The sequence below is a fragment of the Methylobacterium sp. GC_Met_2 genome, assembly GCF_026540795.1.
Taxonomy (GTDB): Bacteria; Pseudomonadota; Alphaproteobacteria; order Rhizobiales; family Beijerinckiaceae; genus Methylobacterium.
Genome location: NZ_JALNUM010000044.1, coordinates 26,020 through 47,504 on the forward strand (window position 1 = coordinate 26,020; position 21,485 = coordinate 47,504).

At 69.3% G+C, this 21,485-nt stretch carries 21 protein-coding genes; 6 read left to right on the forward strand and 15 right to left on the reverse strand.

All coding sequences use genetic code 11. The features are described from left to right. Positions 1-92 precede the first annotated feature (92 nt). The 3 genes from OXS49_RS16240 to OXS49_RS16250 form a co-directional block, all read right to left on the reverse strand. On the reverse strand, positions 93-1,526 hold the full coding sequence (locus OXS49_RS16240; protein ID WP_243998562.1) for an MmgE/PrpD family protein: 1,434 nt from the start codon (positions 1,524-1,526) through the stop codon (positions 93-95). Next, complete coding sequence (gene metC, locus OXS49_RS16245; protein WP_267425631.1) at positions 1,523-2,707, reverse strand: cystathionine beta-lyase; 1,185 nt, start codon at positions 2,705-2,707, stop codon at positions 1,523-1,525. The genes OXS49_RS16240 and metC overlap by 4 nt, the downstream gene beginning before the upstream one ends. A gap of 107 nt (positions 2,708-2,814) precedes the next feature. Further along, a complete protein-coding gene (locus tag OXS49_RS16250; RefSeq protein ID WP_243998565.1) occupies positions 2,815-2,988 on the reverse strand; it encodes an Rmf/CrpP family protein in 174 nt (57 codons plus the stop codon). Positions 2,989-3,090: 102 nt separating this feature from the next. On the opposite strand from OXS49_RS16250, the gene OXS49_RS16255 reads away from it, so the two are divergent. Further along, complete coding sequence (locus OXS49_RS16255) at positions 3,091-3,360, forward strand: hypothetical protein (RefSeq protein ID WP_243998568.1); 270 nt, start codon at positions 3,091-3,093, stop codon at positions 3,358-3,360. Positions 3,361-3,597: 237 nt separating this feature from the next. Here OXS49_RS16255 and ntrC read toward each other — a convergent pair whose 3' ends face one another. The 3 genes from ntrC to dusB are packed head-to-tail and all read right to left on the reverse strand — an operon-like array spanning position 3,598 to position 7,276. Further along, a complete protein-coding gene (ntrC, locus tag OXS49_RS16260) occupies positions 3,598-5,064 on the reverse strand; it encodes a nitrogen regulation protein NR(I) (RefSeq protein WP_243998569.1) in 1,467 nt (488 codons plus the stop codon). A gap of 47 nt (positions 5,065-5,111) precedes the next feature. Further along, a complete protein-coding gene (locus tag OXS49_RS16265) occupies positions 5,112-6,254 on the reverse strand; it encodes an ATP-binding protein (RefSeq protein WP_267425632.1) in 1,143 nt (380 codons plus the stop codon). Next, the gene (gene dusB, locus OXS49_RS16270) at positions 6,251-7,276 is read right to left on the reverse strand and encodes a tRNA dihydrouridine synthase DusB (protein ID WP_267425633.1); all 1,026 of its coding nucleotides are present in this window, start codon (positions 7,274-7,276) and stop codon (positions 6,251-6,253) included. Before dusB ends, OXS49_RS16265 begins: the two co-directional genes overlap by 4 nt. A 168-nt stretch (positions 7,277-7,444) precedes the next feature. On the opposite strand from dusB, the gene OXS49_RS16275 reads away from it, so the two are divergent. Beyond that, positions 7,445-8,776, forward strand: coding sequence for a bifunctional 2-C-methyl-D-erythritol 4-phosphate cytidylyltransferase/2-C-methyl-D-erythritol 2,4-cyclodiphosphate synthase (locus tag OXS49_RS16275; protein WP_267425634.1), 1,332 nt, complete (start codon positions 7,445-7,447; stop codon positions 8,774-8,776). Between the two features lie 3 nt (positions 8,777-8,779). Here the strand turns inward: OXS49_RS16275 and OXS49_RS16280 are convergent, their stop codons facing one another. Further along, positions 8,780-9,178, reverse strand: a complete 399-nt coding sequence (locus OXS49_RS16280; protein WP_267425635.1) for an MAPEG family protein — start codon at positions 9,176-9,178, stop codon at positions 8,780-8,782. Positions 9,179-9,280: 102 nt separating this feature from the next. Between OXS49_RS16280 and OXS49_RS16285 the strand changes: the two genes are divergently transcribed. Both OXS49_RS16285 and OXS49_RS16290 read left to right on the forward strand, forming a co-directional pair. Further along, positions 9,281-9,778, forward strand: coding sequence for a CinA family protein (locus OXS49_RS16285; protein ID WP_267425636.1), 498 nt, complete (start codon positions 9,281-9,283; stop codon positions 9,776-9,778). 14 nt (positions 9,779-9,792) lie between these two features. Further along, the gene (locus OXS49_RS16290; protein WP_267425637.1) at positions 9,793-11,013 is read left to right on the forward strand and encodes an FAD-dependent oxidoreductase; all 1,221 of its coding nucleotides are present in this window, start codon (positions 9,793-9,795) and stop codon (positions 11,011-11,013) included. A gap of 61 nt (positions 11,014-11,074) precedes the next feature. On the opposite strand, the gene OXS49_RS16295 is transcribed toward OXS49_RS16290, so the two are convergent. The 8 genes from OXS49_RS16295 to OXS49_RS16330 all read right to left on the reverse strand — a co-directional run bounded on the left by OXS49_RS16295 (position 11,075) and on the right by OXS49_RS16330 (position 19,061). Further along, the gene (locus OXS49_RS16295) at positions 11,075-11,572 is read right to left on the reverse strand and encodes a hypothetical protein (RefSeq protein ID WP_267425638.1); all 498 of its coding nucleotides are present in this window, start codon (positions 11,570-11,572) and stop codon (positions 11,075-11,077) included. 335 nt (positions 11,573-11,907) lie between these two features. Beyond that, positions 11,908-12,363: a type II toxin-antitoxin system RatA family toxin gene (locus OXS49_RS16300; protein WP_243998584.1), complete on the reverse strand. Its 456-nt coding sequence runs from the start codon at positions 12,361-12,363 to the stop codon at positions 11,908-11,910. Between the two features lie 15 nt (positions 12,364-12,378). Further along, positions 12,379-13,356 carry a lipoyl synthase gene (gene lipA / locus OXS49_RS16305; RefSeq protein ID WP_243998586.1) on the reverse strand — a complete coding sequence of 326 codons (978 nt, stop codon included), beginning with the start codon at positions 13,354-13,356 and terminating at the stop codon, positions 12,379-12,381. A gap of 137 nt (positions 13,357-13,493) precedes the next feature. Beyond that, positions 13,494-14,225 carry an MIP/aquaporin family protein gene (locus tag OXS49_RS16310; RefSeq protein ID WP_267425640.1) on the reverse strand — a complete coding sequence of 244 codons (732 nt, stop codon included), beginning with the start codon at positions 14,223-14,225 and terminating at the stop codon, positions 13,494-13,496. Positions 14,226-14,521: 296 nt separating this feature from the next. Continuing rightward, positions 14,522-16,027: a glycerol kinase GlpK gene (gene glpK / locus OXS49_RS16315; protein WP_267425641.1), complete on the reverse strand. Its 1,506-nt coding sequence runs from the start codon at positions 16,025-16,027 to the stop codon at positions 14,522-14,524. 53 nt (positions 16,028-16,080) lie between these two features. Beyond that, positions 16,081-17,613, reverse strand: a complete 1,533-nt coding sequence (glpD, locus tag OXS49_RS16320) for a glycerol-3-phosphate dehydrogenase (protein WP_267425642.1) — start codon at positions 17,611-17,613, stop codon at positions 16,081-16,083. 84 nt (positions 17,614-17,697) lie between these two features. Next, the gene (locus OXS49_RS16325; RefSeq protein ID WP_267425643.1) at positions 17,698-18,519 is read right to left on the reverse strand and encodes a DeoR family transcriptional regulator; all 822 of its coding nucleotides are present in this window, start codon (positions 18,517-18,519) and stop codon (positions 17,698-17,700) included. A 299-nt stretch (positions 18,520-18,818) separates the two neighbouring features. Next, entirely contained in the window at positions 18,819-19,061 is a 243-nt protein-coding gene (locus OXS49_RS16330; protein WP_243998596.1) for a hypothetical protein, read from the reverse strand. 209 nt (positions 19,062-19,270) lie between these two features. Between OXS49_RS16330 and OXS49_RS16335 the strand changes: the two genes are divergently transcribed. Further along, on the forward strand, positions 19,271-19,765 hold the full coding sequence (locus OXS49_RS16335; protein ID WP_267425645.1) for a chemotaxis protein CheW: 495 nt from the start codon (positions 19,271-19,273) through the stop codon (positions 19,763-19,765). 6 nt (positions 19,766-19,771) lie between these two features. Then, positions 19,772-21,292 carry a protein-glutamate O-methyltransferase CheR gene (locus OXS49_RS16340; protein WP_267425646.1) on the forward strand — a complete coding sequence of 507 codons (1,521 nt, stop codon included), beginning with the start codon at positions 19,772-19,774 and terminating at the stop codon, positions 21,290-21,292. The last annotated feature ends 193 nt before the right edge of the window (positions 21,293-21,485 follow it).

The window sequence follows — 21,485 nt, forward strand, 5'->3', positions numbered from 1 at the left end:
GGTCAATCAGGATCGCGCGGGAACGTCAAATGCACCGGAGGCTCGATGCGGCGGATATCCGTATCGGGAGGGGCGCCGTGCGACTTGCCACCTCAAGCGACCAGCAACGGCCGCAATTCGCGCATATCGGCCACCGACTCCAGCGCGTTGACCCGTGCGATCAGCCGATCGGTCTTGTCGGGCCCGAGCACCGGCACCATCAGGTCCCGGGCCTTGGCGTTCACCGCCTCCGTGCTCAGTGGGTTCTCCTTCGTGCCGGGCGGATGCCGTGTGTGGTGCTCGACGATCCGGCCGTCCGCCAGCGTGATCGTCACGATGGCGCCGCGCGGGGCGGCCGGATCCATCAGGGCCGGATCGCCCGCGACGTCCACCTTTGCGCGCTCCGCGGCGATCGCGGGATCGTGCATCAGCCCGGCATCGTGGCTGTCGGCGAAGGAGACAGCTCCCTTCACCAGCGCCAAAGCCACGAGGTGCTGGCAGCTGACATCCGGCATGGCGCTCGACCCGACGATGCCGACGGCGTCGGTCGGCAGCTTCACCAAGATGTGGCGCACGGAATCCGGCGTCAGGCCGTATTGCCGGCGCAGCGTCAGCGTCGCGTCCAGCGGCGACTGAATCGGGTAGCCCACCGAATAGGTCTTGATCGCGGTCTCGGTGACGAAGAAGCGCTGGCCCAGCCCCTCCAGCATCGCGTCGGGCTTCGGCGCGGTCGAGAGCGCGTTCAGCAGGTTGTGGCGACCGTCGAGCACGTCCGACACCCCGGTCAGCCCCGCCTCGACCATGCCGACCGCCGTGACGCCGTTGCGCGCGCCCATGCCGGCGAAGTCGAACGCCTTCTCGACATGGTCGTGATCGCGCACCCAGCTCCACAGGCCGGAAACCTGCTGGGCCGCGTAGGAGAGCGCGAAGCGCATGCCGCGCTCGTCGAGGCGGGCCAACGCGGCGGCGGCACCCAGGGCCCCGAAGGTGGAACTGGTGCCCTCCGCGCTCCGGTGCGTGCCGCGCACGTGATCGGGCCCGAGCGCCAGGAGCAAACGGCAGCAGAGATCGTAGCCGAGCGCGACTGCCCGGACGAATTCGGCGCCGGAATTGCCGTGCCGTTCGGCCAGCGCCAGGGCCGCCGGCACGGTGGCGCAGCCGGGATGGGCCTTGGTCACAGGCTCGAAATCGTCGGTCTCGTCGGCATGGGCGCACATGGCGTTGGCCAGCGCCGCGTTCACCGTCGTGGTCCGGAAATCCGAGGCGACGATCCCCGCCTGCTCGGTGCCGCCGAGGGTGCGAACATAGGCGAGCGCCATCGCGCCGGGCCGCATCCGGGCACCCGAAACCATGGCGGCCAGGGTGTCCAGGATCCGGTGCTTGCAGGCGATCAGCACCTCCGGCGGCAGGGTCTGATCCCGAGCTGCCGCCATGTAGCGGGCGAGCCGCCCGGTCACCTCCGCATCGGCAGCGATGGCCGCATAGGTTTGTGCGAGGGCCAGGGCGCCGGCACCCTGGATCAGTCGCCGCCGGGTCGGTGCGCTCATGCGTGTGCCCGCAGGCGCGCGAAACCGGCGTCGAGATCGGCCTTGAGGTCTTCGACATCCTCCAGACCGATATGGAATCGCAGGGCCGGGCCGCCCGGCGCCCATTGCGTGGCGGTGCGGTAGCCGGCGCAGTCGAACGGGATCACGAGGCTCTCGAAGCCGCCCCAGGAGAAGCCCATCCCGAAGAGTTCCAGCCCGTCCAGCAGGGCGGCCACGGCCGCCTCCGGCACGGGCTTGAGGATCACCCCGAACAGCCCGGACGCGCCGGAGAAGTCGCGCTTCCAGATCGCGTGGCCGGGATCTTCCGGCAGGCCGGGATGGAGCACGCGCAGCACCTCGGGCCGCGCCTGGAACCACCGGGCCATCTCCAGCCCGGCGCGGCCGTGCTCGCGCAGCCGGAGGTTCATGGTGCGCATGCCACGCAGGGCCAGGAAGATGTCCTCGGCGCCGGCGCACATGGCGAAATGGTCGAAGGTGCGCCGCACCGCCGGGTAATACCGGGCGTTGGCGGAGGTCAGGCCGATCAGCAGGTCCGAACCGCCGCTCAGGTATTTCGTGCCGGCCTCGACCGCGATGTCGACGCCCCGCTCATGGGGCGGGAACAGCAGCGGCGTCGCCCAGGTGTTGTCCATGATCACGCAGGCGTCGCGGGCATGCGCGACCTCGGCGATGGCCGGGATGTCCTGCATCTCGAAGCTCTGGGAGCCGGGCGCCTCGACCAGCACCGCCTTGGTATTCGGCCGCATCAGCGCGGCGATGCCGGCGCCGACCGTGGGGTCGTAGTAGGTAACCTCCACGCCGAACCGGGACAGCACGCCGTCGCAGAACTGGCGGGTCGGACGGTAGGCGGAATCGGTGACGAGGAGGTGGTCGCCCGCCGAGACCGCGGCCATCAGCGCGACCGTCAGCGCCGCCAGCCCCGAGGGCGTCACGACCGTGCCGGCGGCGCCCGCGAGTTCGGTCCAGGCCTCGGTGAGCGCGTCCATCGTGGGCGTGGCCGAGGTGCCGTAATTGTAGCGCCCGCGCCGGTGCTTGATGGCATCGTAGGTCGGATAGAGGACCGTGGACCCGCGGTAGATCGGCGTATTGACGAAGCCGTGCTGCGCGCCCGGATCGCGGCCCGCATGGACGAGGCGCGTCGCGGGCGCGAAATTCTTTTCGGGCTTGGGCGTCAGGGACATCGGGGACCGGTGATCGCGTTGCTCTGCGATGCACGAAGCCCCCGGCATCCGGTGAGGTCAAGCCGGAGGCGTCATCCGGCTTCGTCCGTAAGGACAGAATTTCGCGTTCACGGCTTCTCGGGCGGATCCGTATTCGCGGCCTCCTCGTAGGCCTCCATCCAGCCGGCGCGCTCCTCGGATCCCTCCGGATAAGGGCAATCGCTGACGGGCTTGCCGTAGAGGCGCGCGTTGCGGCCTTGGATGAACGGGCTGTCGCTCGCGGTGGCTTGGACGTTCGTCAATATCGCCTCCCGAAGATTGGCGGTGGAAGCCCTTGAGTGGGGCTTCGTTAACGGCCGCGGCGCTATTCTGTTGCCGTCTCAAGTCGCGTATCGGATCGTCGATTGCGTATCCTGCGTTCCCTCATCGGCGGCATTCTCGTCCTCGCCTCCACGGCGACGGTCGTGTTCGTCAGCGCCGACCGGCTCGCGCACCTGGCACCGGCGCCAGTGGTCCGCGCCGTCCAGGCCGAGCCCTCGGCCACCGGGTCCCTGCCCGCGCCCATCAAGGCTGCGCCGGCGCCGAAGCCGGCTGCGCCCGGCATCCCGAACGGGTTCGACACCGAACGGCTACACGCGCTGATGCGCGGCGATCCGATCCTGCCGGGGCGGTGATCGAAGCAGGGTCCTCGAAGGCGACGAGCAGCCAGCGACGCCATCCCGGGAGCCGGCCCTTGGGATGTGTCAGGTCGCTACCGGCTATACGGAGTTAAGATCACGGTTGGCGCTCCCTTAGCTCGGAAGGGCGCGGGTCCCTCTCCCGCACGGGAGAGGGGGCCTGTCGCGCTCCGTAATTGCCTGCGAGCCTCCACCTTATCGTCCGTACTGCCCGATTCGGTTCGCGCCGCGCCCCTATCGCGCCGTCCGAAACACCTGCAGGTCGAGATCCCGCACCTTCTTGCGCAGGGTGTTGCGGTTGACCCCGAGCAGCTCCGCCGCGCGGATCTGGTTACCGCGGGTGGCAGCGAGCGCCGCGCCGATCAGCGGGCCTTCGATCTCCCGCAGGATCCGGTGATAGAGGCCGGGCGGCGGCAGCGTATCGCGGTAACCCGAAAAATAATCCGAAAGGTGCCGCTCCACTGCGCTCGACAGGCTCTCCGATTCGCCGCCGGCCTTGCGGCCGGCTCCGTTGGCGGACGACGACGCGGGCGCGGCCAGCGGCAGCGTGTCGAGCTCGGCCTCGATCACCGGGCCGGTGATCGTGTCCTGCGGATAGAGGGCGGCGAGCCGCCGGACGAGGTTCTCCAATTCGCGGACGTTGCCGGGCCAGCGGTAGCGCTTCAACCGCTCCATGGCGTCGCCATCGAGGGACTTCCGGGTCAGGCCCTCGCGCTCGACCATCACGAAGAAGTGGCGGACGAGGTCCGGCACGTCCTCGGACCGCTCACGCAAAGCCGGCAGCCGCAGCGGCACGACGTTGAGCCGGAAGAACAGGTCCTCGCGGAAGATGCCCTGCTGGATCGAGATCCGCAGATCCTTGTTGGTCGCCGCGATGATCCGAACGTTGGTCTTGATCGGCACCCGGCCGCCGACCGTGGTGTACTCGCCCTGCTGGAGCACGCGTAGAAGGCGCGTCTGCGCCTCCATGGGCATGTCGCCGATCTCGTCGAGGAACAGCGTGCCGCCCTCGGCCTGCTCGAACCGGCCGGCCGAGCGCTGGAGCGCGCCCGTGAACGCGCCCTTCTCGTGGCCGAACAGCTCGGACTCGATCAGGTCGCGGGGGATCGCCGCCATGTTGACCGGCACGAACGGACCGGTGCGACGGCGGCCGTAATCGTGCAGCGCCCGGGCGACCAGCTCCTTGCCGGTGCCGGATTCGCCGGTGATCATCACGGTGAGGTCGGTTGGCATCAACCGGGCGAGCGCCCGGTAGATCTCCTGCATGGCGGGCGAGCGGCCGACCAGCGGAATGTCCTCGTTGTCCGGAGGCGCGCCGGACGGCGCCGCGCCGCGGGGCCGCGACAGCGCCCGGCCCACGATCGCGATCAGCTCCTTCAGGTCGAAGGGCTTGGGAAGGTATTCGTAGGCGCCCCGCTCCGAGGCCCGGATCGCCGTCATGAACGTGTTCTGCGCGCTCATCACGATGATCGGCAGCTCCGGCCGCACCCGCTTGATGCGCGGCAGCAGGTCGAACACGTTCTCGTCGGGCATCACCACGTCGGTGATGACGAGATCGCCCTCCCCCTGCGCGACCCAGCGCCAGAGGGTCGCGCAATTGCCGGTCGAGCGGACCTCGTAGCCCGCCCGGGACAGCGCTTGATTGAGGACGGTGCGGATCGCGGCGTCGTCGTCAGCGACGATGATGTGGCCGTTGGGCATGACTCTCTACTCAGAGCTCCGACGGGGGCCGGACGGGGGATGCGACGTCACGGATCGACCGCCGATTCGCGACCGTCGCGGGCGCTCGACATCGGCAGGAGGATGCGGAACGTCGTGCGGCGGGGGGCGGGATCGCACTCGACGATCCCTCCGTGATCGCCGACGATCTTGGCCACCAATGCAAGACCGAGGCCGGACCCCTGCGCCTTGGTGGTGACGAACGGGTCGAACAGGTCCTGCATCAGCTCCGCCGAGATGCCGGGGCCGTTGTCGCGCACCGCCACCTCGATCGGCAGGCTGACCCGCTCGCGCGAGCCCGGCACCTGCAGGCGCAGGCCAGTGCGGAAGGCGGTCGACAGGGTGATCTCACCCTCGACCGCGTCCGGGCCGATCGCCTCGGCGGCGTTCTTCACGAGGTTGAGGATCACCTGGATCAGCTGATCGCGGCTGCCGAGCACCGGCGGAAGCGACGGATCGTAGGTCTCGACGAAGCGAATGTGACGCGCGAAGCCCGACTGGGCCGAGCGCTTCACCTGATCGAGCACCCCATGGACGTTGACGGCGCCGCGATCGGCCGGGCGCTCGTCGCCGAACAGCTCCATCCGCTCGACGATGCGTACGATCCGGTCGGATTCGTCGCAGATCAGCCGGGTGAGCAGCCGGTCCTCTTCGGCGCCGGTGCTCTCCAGGAGCTGCGCGGCGCCGCGGATGCCGGCGAGCGGGTTCTTGATCTCGTGGGCCAGCATCGCACCGAGCGCCACCATCGAGCGCGCGGCGCCGCGATGGGTGAGCTGCCGGTTCATCTTGTCAGCGATGGTGCGTTCTTGGAGCATCATCACCACGGCATCGCCGTCGTCGCCGAGCGGGGTGGCGAACACGTCGACGCTGCGCTCCAGCCCGAGGCGGGGCTGGGTCAGCTCGACCCGGTACTCACTGACGCTGGCGCCCCGGCGCCGCACCTCGGCCACCAGGGCGATGATCGGCGAGGCGAAGGGGATGATGTCGCGCAGGCGGCGGCGCTGCATCAGGCGCGCAGAGTAATCGAAGAACGCCTCGGCGGCGTGGTTGCAATGGAGGATCTGCTCGTCGGCGCCGATGGTCAGGACCGGCAGCGGCAGGGCGTTGAGCACGGCCTCGGCGGCGGTGTCGCGCCGGCCGCCGATCGCCTGCGGGGGGCGTTCGTCGCTCATGCAGCCTCTCGCACCGTGATCGCCGGACCCGCGAAGGCCCGGGCCAGCAGGGCCAACGCGGTTTCCGGATCGGTCGTGGTCAGGAGCGCCGACCGCTCGGCCGGCTCCAGCGCCCCGCCGGTCTCGGCATAGGCGGCAAGGTGTTTTCGCGCGTGGCGCACGCCCATGGCGTGGCCGTAGAGCGACAGAAGGCCGGCATAATGCTCGGCGGCCAGCGCGGCCTGCTCGGCGCGCGACGGTTCGGGGACTGGCCGGCCGGCCAGCGCCGCCGCGACCTGCCCGACGAGCCAGGGCCGGCCGGTGGCCGCCCGGCCGATCATCACCCCTGCTGCGCCGGAGGCTGCGAGGCAGGCGCGGGCGCTGGCTAGATCGGTGATGTCGCCGTTGGCGATCACCGGGATCGACACCGTCTCCACTACCGGTCGGATCGCCGCCCAATCGGCCTTGCCGGTGTAGAATTGCTGCCGGGTCCGCCCGTGGACCGTGACGGCGTTGAGCCCCAGCCGCTCCGCCCGGGCCGCGAGGTCGGCGGCGTTGCGGGTCGTGTCGTCCCAGCCGAGGCGCATCTTGACGGTCACAGGCACTGATACCGCCCCGCGCACCGCGGCGAGCAGCCGCTCTGCGTGGTCGAGGTCGCGCATCAGGGCCGAGCCCGAGGCGATGCCGGTCACGATCTTGGCCGGGCAGCCCATGTTCACATCGATGACATCGGCCCCATTGGCGGCCGCGAGCCGCGCGGCCTGTGCCATTGGCTCCGCCTCGCAGCCCGCCAGCTGCACCACGTGGAGGTCGACGCCGGACCCGTCCGCGCGCAGGGTCGCCTCGTCGGCGCCGCGGGCCAGCTCGCGTGCCGCCACCATCTCGGAGACGACGGCGTCGGCGCCGCAGCGCCGAGCGATCCGGCGCATGTGCAGGTCGGTGACGCCGGAGAGCGGTGCCAGCAGGCAGAGCGGCGCAGGTTGTGCCCCGTCCTTCACCGGCCGTCCCCCGCGCAGTGCGCTCAAATAATGATCAGTCGCCATTCTGCCCAACAATGAGGCAAGGCCGTTCCGCTGGCAAGCGGGGCCGCGCGTTGATTTCGAAGCCTCCCCCGCTTAAACGACGGGCTTGCTCATCGGCAGGGCAGCCGCGTCACGGCAGGTCCGCGTCCGGCCCGCGATCCCGCCCCAGCGTCCACGAGTCCATCGCCCATGTCCGCCACCGGCACGCCTGCCACCGGATCCGCACCCGCGGGTTCCGGCGTCGCCGCGGTGGTGGTGGCGGCCGGACGTGGCATCCGCATCGGCGGCGGCACGCCCAAGCAGTATCGTCGTGTCGGCGGTCAGGCGGTCCTCACGCGGACGCTCGCGGCACTGGCCGCCCAGGACGCCATCGACCGGATCCAGCCGGTGATCGCCGCCGACGCGGCCGATTTTTTTCAGACCTGCCTGGCGGAGCTCGACTCCGGGCTCCGCCGCAAGATCGCCGAGCCGGTCGAGGGCGGCGCGACGCGCCAACGCTCCGTCCGGGCCGGTCTCGAAGCCCTGGCGTCCAACGCGGCGCCCGAGATCGTGCTGGTCCACGACGCCGCCCGCCCCTACGTCGACGCGCCGCTGATCGCTCGGGCGATCGCGGCCGGGCGCGACCATGGCGCGGCCGTGCCGGGCGTTCCGGTGACCGACACGGTCAAGCGCGTCGTCGACATCGCCCCGGGCATCGGCCGGGTGCACGAGACGCCGCCGCGCGAGCATCTGCGCGCCGTCCAGACCCCCCAGGCCTTCGTATTCGGCCCGCTGCTGAACGCCCATCGGGACGCCGCCGCGCAGGCCCTCGACGGCTTCACCGACGACGGCGCGCTCGCCGAATGGGCGGGCTTGCCCGTGGTGGTGTTTGCGGGCGACATCGCCAACCGCAAGATCACCCAGCCTGCCGACCTGATCGAGGCCGACCGCACCTTCGCGGCCGGTTCTGCCGAAAACCCTGCGCCGGGAGCCCGCACCATGACCAGCTACGTCACCCGTCTCGGCACCGGCTTCGACGTCCACGCCTTCACCACCGGCGACCATGTCTGGCTCGGCGGCGTGAAGATCCCGGCCGATCGCGGGGTGCTGGCCCATTCCGACGGTGACGTGGCGCTCCACGCGCTGACCGATGCCCTGCTCGGCGCCATCGCGGACGGCGATATCGGCACCCATTTCCCGCCCTCCGAGGAGCGCTGGCGCGGCGCGTCCTCCGATCAGTTCCTGGCCCATGCCTGTGAACTGGTCCGTGCCCGGGGCGGCCGGATCGACCACCTCGACATCACGGTGCTGGCGGAGGCGCCGCGCATCGGCCAGCACCGCGAGGAGATCCGGGCGCGCATCGCCGCGATCGCCGGCGTGCCGCTGTCGGCGGTCTCCATCAAGGCGACCACGACCGAAAAACTCGGCTTCGTCGGCCGGGCCGAGGGCTTGGCCGCCCAGGCGGCCGCGACGGTGCGGCTGCCCGAAGAGGATGGCCCGGGCCTCGACGCGCAGGCCGAGACCGCGATGCGCCAGGGCTGAGGCTCAGCCGATCCGAAGCAGCAGCGCGATCGCCGCGATGGCGAGCGCCGCCATCGTGAGCAGGATGCCGCCGCCCCGGCAGGCGAACTGACGCGGGGAGTTCGGGGCCGCGAACATCCCGATCGGGTGCAGGATCCGGCCGACCAGCAGGGCGATCAGCAGAGCCTGAACCAGCCCGTGGCCGCCGCCGCTCGCCTCCAGCAGGCCGATGACGATCAGCGCCAGCGGCACGTATTCGGAGAAATTCGCGTGCGATCGGATGCGCTTGAGCATGGCTTCGTCACCGCCGTCGCCGACGAGGACGTTGTCGGACACACGGCTTGCCATCACCCATCCCGAGAGGCCTAAATAGACAAGGGCGAGCAGCCCGGCGTAGACGGCCGTGGTCGCGGGGAAGGTCATCGGCATTGGGTCTCCGGATCGTGCCGGCCTGTCTTCCGGTTGGGACAGGCTTCACGTCACCCTCGAGATAGGGCGCGGTCGCCCCATGGGAGCCCGTTGGCGATGATCGACGACACGGAACTCCTCGCCCGCGCCGAGGCGCTGGTGGCGGCCTACACGTCGGCGAAGCGCACCATCGCCACGGCTGAGTCCTGCACGGGCGGCCTCGTGGCTGGCCTGCTCACCGCGGTGCCGGGCTCCTCGGCGGCGGTCGAGCGCGGCTTCGTCACCTACTCGAACGACGCCAAGGCCGAGGCGATCGGCGTGCCCATGGCGCTGATCCGCCAGCACGGCGCCGTGAGCGAGCCGGTGGCGCGGGCGATGGCCGCGGGGGCGCTCGCGGCCTCCCGGGCCGATGTGGCGGTGGCGATCACTGGAATCGCCGGCCCCGGCGGCGGCAGCGCCGAGAAGCCGGTCGGCCTCGTGCATTTCGGCCTCGCCGTGCGAGAGGGCGCCGTGCGCCACCTCGAACGGCGCTACGGCGATCTCGGGCGCGCGGAAATCCGCCGGGCTGCAGTCGCTGATGCGCTGGGCCTTCTGGAGGACGTTGTTCGCGACTGAAGGAGGGACGCTCCATGGACAGGGTGACGACCCGCCTCTGCATCGTCGGCGGCGGCCCCGCCGGGATGATGGCCGGGCTGCTCTACGCCCGGGCCGGGATCGACACGGTCGTGCTGGAGAAGCACGCGGATTTCCTGCGCGACTTCCGCGGGGATACGATCCACCCGTCCACCCTCGACCTGATGGACGAGCTTGGCTTCACGGAGCGTTTCCGCGCCCTGCCCCAGCGGCGCGTCGAACATTTTTCCGGGGTGGTGGCCGGACGCAGCTACCGCGTGGCGGATTTCAGCCGGCTGCCGACCCGCAACCGTTTCCTGTCCTTCATGCCGCAATGGGATTTCTTGGACTTTCTGGCCGGCGAGGCGGGGCGCTACCCGTCCTTTCGCCTGATCCGCCGTACCGAGGCCCGGCACCTGATCGAGGCGGATGGCCGAGTCGCGGGCGTGCGCGCCGAGGGCCCTGACGGTCCGGTCGAGATCCGCTCGGACCTCGTGCTGTGCGCGGATGGCCGCCACTCGCGCATGCGGGACTGCGCCGGCTTCACGCCCCGGGCCTTCGGCGCGCCGATCGACGTGCTGTGGTTCCGCCTGCCCCGCCGGGACGGCGATCCCGAGGCGGCGGCCGGGCGCTTCGGGCCGGGCCGCATCCTCATCACCCTCGACCGGGGCGATGCGTGGCAATGCGCCTACGTGGTGCCGAAGGGTGGCGATGCGGCACTGCGGGCGAAAGGACTGCCGGCCTTCCGGGCCGCGGTGGCGGAGATCGCGCCGTTCCTGGCCGACCGCTCAGCGGAGATCGCCGACTGGGACGACGTCAAACTCCTGACCGTCACGGTCGATCGGCTGGAGCGCTGGCACCGGCCGGGGCTGCTCTGCATCGGCGATGCGGCCCACGCCATGTCGCCGGTGGGCGGGGTCGGGATCAACCTCGCGATCCAGGATGCGGTGGCGGCGGCCAACCTGCTGGCCGGGCCGTTGCAGGCGGGACGCGTCGCCGAGGTCGATCTCGCCCGGGTCCAGGCCCGGCGGATGTTTCCGGTACGGGCCACGCAGACGCTGCAGCGGATAATCCAGTCGCGGGTGATCGCGGCCTCGCTCAGGGCCGATGCGCCGTTCCGCGCGCCGCTGGCGCTGCGGCTTCTCGATGCCGTGCCGCCGCTTCAGGTCCTGCCGGCGCGGATGATCGGGATGGGCGTGCGGCCGGAGCACATGCGCGTTCCGGCGGCGCGGGCCTGATCGGTCGCCTGATGGGCCTCACAATCTTCGAAAGCTCCCGACGTTGTGGATTGGGCTGTCATCAATAGAGGCGCCAGCCGATGAGAATGCGGTGCTTGAATACCATCTGCAGCATGTCCCCATTCCCTTTGGCATTGGCTGCCGGGGCGGAGGACGACTCCATCGGTTTGCCGTCGACGGCGCCGTGCTCCGTGCGACGGGGCGCATCGCCAGCCTGCGGAGCGAGCGTTTGCTCCGACCCAAGACCACCGACTGCGCGACTGAACTCGCTTGGCGTCGGTTTGGACCGGAGGTAGGTTTCGATCAATACATCTCCGTTCGTGAAATTATCTCGGTACCCAGGAATACCATAGAAAGCCCAAATCCAGTCGATCGTCGTTTGTCCAATCGAGAAGTGGGTGTTGATATACGATTCGCTGAACCGGTCGTTGTAAGAGACTTTGCCGGCTGGACTTTCCGCGATCGATTTCTTGAAGCGCTCATGCGCACGGCGGATATCGTACCCGTCGTTGCAGGACGAAAGAGTGTGCGCGGCTGTCAGAGCCACGATGATGGCCAATAGGACCTGTCTGTATCTCAAGACCAGGCGCTCAAGTTTTCGAGGTGGCGGACTCCATAGGGCCCTGCCGGGCTTTGATTGCACGGGTTGAACAAGCTGTAAACATAATCCGTGTGGCGTTCTATATCAGAAGGATTGCCGAATTATAATGTAATTGCGCGGAAAAATTTAGACATTAGCTGTTAGCTGAAGAAGAAACGAATGTATTGTCGTTGGGATCAAAGACATTGAAATAACGCGCATCGCTGCATGCGAGATGATCATTCACGTCAAGTCGGTCATCGGGACTATGTCGTCGGCACCTGCCCCCGATGGGGCATGACGGCTAAGCCTGCTCACGCGGCATCGTACATCCGGTCCGCCCGCCCCTCGAACGCGTCGGTGAACTTGCGAAAAGCCCGGTCGAACATCGTACCCATCAAAAGCCCCAGGGTGCGGCTCTTGAACTCGTAGGTGATGAAGAAGTCGATCGCGCAGCCGCCGTTCGGCGCGTCCTTGAACAGCCAGCGGTTCTCCAAATGCCGGAACGGACCGTCGATATACTCTGCCACGATCTTGAGATGCGCCGGTTCGAGGCTGACCCGGGTGGTGAAGCGCTCGCGAATCGCCTTGTAGCCCACGCCCATCTCGGCGATCAGCACCTGCCCGCCCTCCGTCATATCCTGCCGACGGATCACCCGCAGGGAGTCGCAGAGCGGCAGGAACTCAGGGTAACGCTCCACGTCGGCGACGAGGTCGTACATCTGCTGCGGCGAATGCTTCACCGTGCGGGTGACCCGGAAGGATGGCATCGTGTTCGGGTTTCCTCAGGCCGAGAGCGCGGGCGACAGTTTCGCCAGACGCGCAGCCTGCAAACGCGCGAAATCTTCACCCGCATGGTGCGACGAACGCGTCAGGGGCGTGGCCGAGACCAGCAGGAAGCCCTTGGCGTAGGCGGTGGTCTCGTAGGCCTTGAACTCGTCGGGGGGGACGAAGCGCACGACCTCGTGGTGCTTCTTCGACGGCTGCAGGTACTGGCCGATGGTCAGGAAATCGACATCGGCCGAGCGCAAGTCGTCCATCAGCTGGAGCACCTCGTTCCGCTCCTCGCCGAGCCCGACCATGATGCCGGATTTGGTGAAGATCGACGGGTCGAGCTCCTTGACTCGCTGCAACAGGCGCACCGAGTGGAAGTAGCGGGCGCCGGGCCGCACCGTGAGGTACTTGGCCGGCACGGTCTCCAGGTTGTGGTTGAACACGTCGGGCTTGGCGGCGACCACGGTTTCGAGCGCGCCATCCTTGCGCAGGAAGTCGGGGGTCAGGATCTCCACCGTGGTGCCGGGGCTTGCCCGGCGGATCGCCGCGATGGTGCGGGAAAAATGCTCGGCGCCGCCGTCCCTCAGATCGTCGCGGTCGACCGAAGTGATGACCACGTGGTGCAGGCCGAGCTTGGCGACCGAGTCGCCGATTTTTTCGGGTTCCGCCGCGTCGAGGGACTCGGGCAGGCCGGTGCGCACGTTGCAGAAGGCGCAGGCCCGCGTGCAGGTGTCGCCCATGATCATGAAGGTGGCGTGCCGCTTCTCCCAGCACTCGCCGATATTCGGGCAGCCCGCCTCCTCGCAGACCGTGACGAGGCCGTGCTCGCGGACGATCTTCTGCGTCTCGGTCCAGGCCTTCGAGCCCGGCGCCTTCACGCGGATCCAATCCGGCTTCTTGGCCTGGACGGGCTGATCGGGCCGGTGCGCCTTCTCGGGATGGCGGACCGGCCGCGGATCGTTCTTCAGGATGTCGAGGACGACGGCCATGGGTCGGGGGCTACCACACCGCGTGGAGGCGCCCGGAGGCGCGGTCGGGATCGCCCTGACTTAAGCTCCAAGGCCCCGCACCGCAAACCGCCGCGACGCAGGGACGCCCCGCGGCGGTTGAGGGTATGGCAGTTCCGTCAGATCCCGAGGGCGCGCACGAACAGCCCGGCCAGCGCCGCGCCGATGACCGGACCACCCACCGGGATCAGAGCATAGCTCCAGTCCGAAGTTCCCTTTCCGGCGATCGGCAGCACCGCGTGGGCGATGCGTGGGCCGAGGTCGCGGGCGGGGTTGATGGCGTAGCCGGTGGTACCGCCGAGCGACAGGCCGATACCCCAGACCAGCATGCCGACCATGTAGGGCGCCACGCCCCTCGGGATCGCGCCGGTGGCGCCCAGGGTATTGGTCACGAGGGCCGAGATGGTCAGGATCAGGAAGAAGGTCGCGATGATCTCGGAGATCCAGTTGGATTTCGCATCGCGGATCGCCGGGCCGGTGCAGAAGCAGGCGAGCTTGAGATCCTGCTCCGGCGTCGCGGCCCAGTGCGGCAGGTAGTGGAGCCAGACGATGACCGCACCCACGAAAGCGCCCAGCATCTGAGCCGGGACGTAGACGGCGAGCTTGCTGAAATCCCCTGAACTGACTGCGCCCGCCACTGTGACGGCGGGGTTGAGATGCGCGTCAGGGCTGCCGGTGGCGCTGGCGACGAAGATGCCGGCGAGCACCGCGAAGGCCCAGCCGGCCGTGATCGAAATCCAGCCCGCGTTCTCGGCCTTGGATTTCTTGAGCAGGGCGCCGGCAACGATCCCGTCGCCCAGGACGATCAACGTCATAGTGCCCAGAAATTCACCCAGGAATGGTGATAGCATGGTGTTGTCTCCCCCGTTTGTTGTTGTTTTTGACAGTTCAGGCGCCGCGCAGGACATGACGCCCATGAGGCGCGCTCCGGCAACCTGTTACGCGCTCTCCCTCCCCCCCCTCTGCGGGGGAGGGTGGCCCCTGCGTCAGCAGGGGTCGGGAGAGGGGAACCCGGGTTCAGGATCTGGCACAGGCTTCCTGACGGGCGCAGCCTTGTTCTGCACCGTCGCTCCCCTCTCCCGACCCGCTTCGCGGGCCACCCTCCCCCGCAGAGGGAGGAGGGAGACGCGCGGCGCCGTCCGCCCCCTCACGCCTCCTCAGTCTTCCAGTCGAACGACCGCTGCACCGCCCGGCCCCAGGCGGCGGCGATCTTTTCGCGTTGGCCGGCATCCATCTTCGGCGTCCAGCGCTTGTCGACGCCCCAGTTGCGCTTGAGGTCGTCGAGCCCTTTCCAGTAGCCGACCGCCAGACCCGCCGCGTAGGCGGCACCGAGGGCGGTGGTCTCGGCCACCTTCGGGCGGACCACCGGCACGTCGAGCATGTCGGCCTGGAACTGCATCAGCGTGTTGTTGGCGACCATGCCGCCATCGGCCCGCAACTCCTTGACGGGGATGCCGGAATCCTTGGCCATCGCGTCCAGCACCTCGTGGGTCTGGAAGGCGGTCGCCTCCAGCACCGAGCGGGCGATGTGGCCGCGGTTGACGTAGCGGGTGAGCCCGATGATCAGCCCGCGGGCGCCCTCGTTCCAGTGCGGCGCGTAGAGCCCCGAGAAGGCCGGCACGAAATAGACGCCGCCATTGTCCTCGACCGTGGTGGCGAGCGTCTCGACCTCGGCGGAATCCTTGATCATGTGCAGGTTGTCGCGCAGCCACTGCACCAGGGCGCCCGTGATGGCGATCGAGCCTTCGAGCGCGTAAGCGGGTTTTTGGCCGTCGAGGCGGTAGGCGAGCGTGGTGACGAGGCCAGCCTTCGAGGGGACCGGCTCAGTGCCGGTGTTCATCAGCGCGAAGCAGCCGGTGCCGTAGGTGTTCTTGGCCTCGCCGGGGCTGAAACAGGTCTGGCCGAACAGGGCCGCCTGCTGGTCGCCGAGGATACCGGCGATCGGCACGCCCGCGAACGGCGCCTTCGTCTGCCCGTAGACCTCGCTCGATGAGACGATTTTAGGGAGCATCGCCTTCGGGATGCCGAAGGTTTTGAGCATGCCCTCGTCCCATTCGAGGGTCTTCAGCGACATCAGCTGCGTGCGGCTGGCATTGGTTACGTCGGTGACGTGGAGGCCGCCCTCCGTCCCGCCGGTGAGGTTCCAGACGAGCCACGTGTCGATGTTGCCGAACAGCACGTCGCCAGCCTCGGCCTTCTCGCGGGCGCCCGGCACATGGTTGAGGAGCCAGCGGAGCTTGAGGCCCGAAAAATAACTCGCCAGCGGAAGGCCGGTGAGGTCGCGGAACCGGTCGCGGCCGCCGTCGCGGGCGAACTCGGCCACCAGCCGGTCGTTGCGGGTGTCCTGCCAGACCAGAGCGTTGTGCAGCGGCTTGCCGGTCGTCCGGTCCCAGATGACCGTGGTCTCGCGCTGGTTGGTGATGCCGATCGCCGCGAGGTCGGAGGGCTGGAGGCCGCCTTTCTCCAGCGCCTCACGCATCACGCCTTGGGTCTTCGTCCAGATCTCGGACGCGTCGTGCTCGACATGGCCCGGGGCCGGGTAGATCTGCGCGTGCTCGGCCTGGGCCAGCGTGATGACGCTGCCCTCCCGGTCGAACACCATGAAGCGGCTGCTGGTGGTGCCCTGATCGATGGCCCCGACGTAACGGCTCATCGTTCCCTCCCCTGTTATCCCGACCGGTCTGCGCCGGAGCGGGTCCGAAATCGTCAGGCCGCCTCGGCCCTGCGGTCGAGGTAGGCGGCAAGCCGCGCCGCGCTCTCCGCGCTCGTGCGCAGGCCGAGCTTCGAGCGCCGCCACAGGATGTCCTCGGCGGTGACCGCCCATTCCTCGCTGCGCAGGTAATCGACTTCCGCCGCCGTGAGCCCGCCATCGAAGGCCTCGCCGAGGTCCGCCATCGAGCGGGCGGTCCCGACGATGTCGCGTGCCCGCGTGCCGTAGGCTCGGGCGAGGCGGCGGGCGGTCTCCTCCGGCAGGAACGGCTTTTCCGCCCGGAGCTTCGCCAGGAACGGGTCGAAATCGGCATCCGCCATGGCGCCGCCCGGCAGAACCGCGTCCCCGGTCCAGGCCTTCTTGAGATGCGGGAAATACGGCTTCAGTTTCTCCAGCGCGTGCTCGGCGAGCCGCCGGTAGGTGGTGATCTTGCCGCCGAACACCGACAGCACGGCGGCCTTCCCGCCCTGGTCCTCGACGTCGAGGACGTAGTCGCGGGTCACCGCGGAGGCGTTCTCAGCCGCGTCGTCGTAGAGCGGGCGCACGCCCGAATAGCTCCAGACCACGTCGGACGGGGTGATCTGGGTGTCGAACGAGCGGTTGATGCAGCCGCAGAGGTAGTCGGTCTCCTCCGCGGAGATCGAGACCGGGCCGGGCTCCCCGTCATAGGGCACGTCGGTGGTGCCGATCAGCGTGAAGTCGCGCTCGTAGGGGATCGCGAAGATGATGCGCTTGTCTGGCTGCTGCAGGATGTAGGCCTGATCGCCCTCGAACAGGCGCTTGACCACGATGTGGCTGCCCTTGATCAGCCGCACCGCCGCCCGGCTGTTGAGGCCGAGCGTGCCGCCGAGCGTCGCGCTGACCCAGGGGCCGGCGGCGTTGATCACGGCCTTCGCTCGGATAGTCCGCTCGGAACCAGTGCGCTCGTCGCGCAGCGTGGCGACCCAGCCCTCGCCGTCGCGCCTTGCCGAGACCACGCCGGTGCGGGTGAGCACCGTGGCGCCGCGCTCGCGGGCGTCCATCGCGTTGAGCACCACGAGGCGGCTGTCCTCGACCCAGCAGTCGGAATACACGAAGCCGCGCGTCAGGCGCTTCTGCAGCGGCGCGCCATAGGCGGAATTGCGCAGATCGACCCCGTGGGAGCCGGGCAGCGTGCGCAGCCGCGCGAGGTGATCGTACAGGAACAGGCCCAGCCGCAGCATCCAGGCCGGGCGCAGGCCCTCGTCGTGGGGCAGCACGAAGCGCAGCGGCCAGATCACGTGGGGAGCGAGCCGCAGCAGCCGCTCGCGCTCGGCCAGCGCCTCTCGCACGAGGCGGAACTCGTAATATTCGAGGTAGCGCAGGCCGCCATGGATCAGCTTCGTCGAGGACGAGGAGGTGAACCCGGCCAGATCCCCGCGCTCGGCCAGCAGCACCGATAAGCCGCGGCCGGCCGCGTCCCGGGCGATGCCGGTGCCGTTGATGCCGCCGCCGACGACCAGAAGTTCGTAGGCGTCGGACGGCTCGCGCTGGCGCGGTGCTGCCGCCATGGTTCCTCCTGCCCCGCCCCGATGGCGAGCTGGAGATATATTGACGCCGCCGAACACTTTCGCAAGCGAAAAATTCGATGTTCGTTACGGTTCGTCGGTCCCGTCGGCGACCGCGAGGGTCACGCCCTGGCGCTCCAGCAACGCGACGATGTCCGGCGGCGGCGGCTGATCGGTGAAAAAGGTGTCGATCTGATCGAGCCGCCCGACCTGTACCATCGGGCGCCGGGTGAATTTGGTACGGTCCGCCACGAGGAAGGTTTTCCGCGCATGGGCCAGGATGGTCTGTGTCGCCCGCACCTCCTCGTAATCGTAGTCGAGGAGCGCGCCATCGGCGTCGATGCCGCTGATGCCGATGACCGCCACGTCGACCCGGAACTGGCTGAGGGTGTCGCAGGTGAGTTGGCCGAGCACCGCGCCGTCCCGGTTGCGCACGGTGCCGCCCGCCACGACGATGCGGAACTCCGTGGCCTCCCCCAGGGAGAGCGCGACGTTGAGATTGTTGGTGATTACGCTGAGATCGTCGTGCCGGGTCAGCTCCCGGGCGACCGCTTCGGGCGTCGTGCCGATATTGATGAAGACCGAGCAATGCGACGGGATCCGGCTCGCTGCGAGGCGCCCGATCCGCGTTTTTTCCGGCAGCAGCGTCACCCGGCGGTCGGCGTAGTCGATGTTCTCGACGCTCGATGGCAATCCGCCACCGCCGCGGTAGCGCTCAAGCCGTCCCTCGGCGCTCAGCTCGTTGAGATCGCGGCGGATCGTCTGGACGGTGACGCCGAACTGAGCCGCCAGGGCCTCGATGGTTACGAAGCCCCGCTGGCGCACCGCCGTCACGATGGCGCTACGCCGTCCCTCGACGCCGGTCGCCTCGATCCTGTCCTCGGACCTCCGGTCGAGCGGTCGTGTCATCGTTCCTCCCGTCTTGTCTCGCCCAATCCATGGCGTACGCCCGGACGCGGGGCGATGTTCGGTTTCGAACATTTTTGCGGTGATGTCCGTCTGCGCGTGAGCGTGAACCGCGTGTGACGATCCGGCAAGGCTCAACGCGAGCCGACAGGAGCGCGTTCTGCGCAGACGGTCAGGTGAGGTATAATTCCGATAGTCGCCGCCGTGCCCGGCGGAGGTGCAGATACGAAAAAGGCCTGCCGCGGCTGCGGCAGGCCTGATCGAGCGGGCTCGACCGCCCTGTGGCGGCGAGCGCCGCGGCCTCACATGTGGTGGCGCATCCGGCGGTGATGCTTCATCCGCTTGTGCTTCATCATGCGCTGACGCATCATCGGCCGGGCCGGAGCGGCGCCCTGCTCCATTGCCGCAGCCTCGCCAGCGCGCTCCATGCCGCCGCGTGGGCCGCCGGCCTGCGAACCAGAGCTGTTGTAGGGCGAATTCCCCTGGGCGTAGGCGGAGCCTGCGAGGAGCGTCAGCGACGCGGCGGCCAACAGAAGTTTCCTCATCATCAATCCCTGGCATAGACCGACGCAGGCGAGGCGCCGACCATCATAGATGCGGCGCTGCTGCGTCGGAAAATAAGCGGCCAAGCCAAGACTTGGTTCCCGTCGCCGCTCCGCGCCCGCGGCGTGATTGCCGGGATCATGAACACAGCCTATTGCGCCCTTCGTGTCGTCCGGGATCCGACGGACGATCAGGGGGGGAGCGGACGACCTTGGCCAGCAACGGGACGGCCTATCTCCTCCTCGACGTCGCGGGAACGCCCTGCGCCTTGCCGCGCGACGCGGTTTCCGAGGTGCTGCCGCTGCCGGATCTCCACGCCCCGCCCGCGGCCGGAGGCTGGCTGACGGGCTTCCTCAATCTCGGTGGCGCGCCGGTGCCGGTGATCGACCTCGCGTCCCTTCTCGGCCTGCGTCCGGCGGGGGCGCCGGCCGGCCTCTACGCGCACCTCGTCCTCGTCCGGGACGAGGGCGTCGCGTATTGCGTGGATCGGGCCGCCGACCTCGTCACCGTACCCGACTCCGCGATCCGCCCGGCCGGCGAGGACGGGACGCTCAACGGCTGCGTAGCGGCCGAACTCGTTCTCGGCGAGCGCCTCATCCACGCGCTGGCGCCAGCGCGCCTGCTGACCGCGCAGGAGCGGGCCCGGGTCGCTGCGCTCGCCCGGGCCGCCGCCGAGCGCCTCGCTGCCCTGCCCGTTTCCGCCTGACCCGCGATGTCCCGTCCGGGCCCGCCCTGCCCCGATCCGGGGGCCGATCCCGCCTACGCGGCGCTGAAGGCGCGGATCATCGCGCGCACCGGCCATCACTACTACGTCGACAAGGACGATCTCCTGATCGAGCGTCTGCGTCGGCGCTTCCGCGAGATGGCGGCGGCCGATTGCGCGGCCTATGCCGCCCTCCTGTCGGACGGCGCCCAGGGGGAGGCCGAATGGGCGCGCCTCGAGGCCGAGATCACCGTCGGCGAGACGTTCTTCTTCCGCTACGCCGAGCAGTTCCAGGCGTTGCGCGAGCGGATCCTGCCAGCGTTGATCGCGGCCCGCGCGTCCGAGCGGACGCTGCGGATCTGGTCTGCGGGCTGCTCGACCGGGGCCGAGCCCTATTCCCTGTCGATCCTGGTGCAGGAGTTGCTGGGCGACGCTCTGCCGAACTGGCGGGTCTCGATCCTCGCAACCGACATCAGCGCCGAGGCGCTCGCCACCGCCCGCGCCGCCGAATACGGCCGCTGGGCCCTGCGCACGATGCCGCCGGCGGAGCGGCTGCGCTACTTCACCCGCCTGCCCCCAGCGCCCGGGATCCGGCGGGAGGGCGGCTATGCCCTGCGCCCGGAATTCCGGGGTCTGGTGCGGTTCGAGCGCGGCAACCTGCTCACCCTCGCCGATCCGCAGGCGCGGGACGGCGAGCGGTTCGACCTGATCCTCTGCCGGAACGTGCTGATCTACTTCGACGCCCGGACGGTCGCCGCGGTGGTTCGCGGCCTCGGCCGCAGGCTGCGGCCGGACGGCTGGCTGCTCCTCGGCCACGCCGAGCCGAGCCCCGCCTTCGCGGGATTCCTCGATGCGGTCAGCCTGCCTGGGACCGTCGCCTATCGCACCCTGTCCGATACGCCGGCGTTGCCGCCCGTCGTGCTCGCTGAACCGGAACTCCGGTCGATCGTGCCACCAATGGTGCGCGGCGGCGCGCTCGCGGATGCGCTGCTTCCGGACGCCCCGGGGCTGCCCGCCGTGTCTGCCGACGAGGCGGGGCCGCGCGCCGTTCCATCGGCCGGCGCGGCGCTGCGCGCACAGGCTGTCTCACATCACGACGTGTCCGATCATGCCGTGTCCGAGCGTGATCGCATCCGCGTCCTCGCAGATGCCGGGGATACCGGGTCGGCATGGCGGGCGCTGCGCATTGCCCTCGACCGCGATCCGACCGATCCGGCCATGCGCTTCTACGAGGGTCTCCTCGCCCGGGCACTGGGCCGCGATGCGGAAGCCGAGCGGGCGCTGCGGGCGGCCCTTTATCTCGACCGGGGCTTCGTGATGGCCCACTACCATCTCGGCCTGCTGCTGATCGCCCTCGATCGCCCCAGCGAGGCGGCCCGCGCCCTCGACAACGCGATCGCGCTGAGCCAAGCCCTCGCCGAAGCCCTGGGATCCGACACGGTGCTGCCTGAGGGCGACGGCGTGTCCGCCGGGGATGTCGCTGTTGGGGCTGCCGCGGCCCGCGCGGCGCTCGGCCGCAGGAGTTCCTGATCGTGCGGAGTCACAGGTCGTTGTCGGAGAGCGCTGATGATTGGCCGCGCGTTCCCCTCCCCCCGCGGGGGCTTGCGGACTCACACATTGGGTTTTGGGATCATCGTTCGGTTGTCGTATCTGGCGGTCCAGATCTGACCGGCGCACTTCCTCCCCCCACCGCGGGGGAGGGTACCCTGCGAAGCAGGGGGGG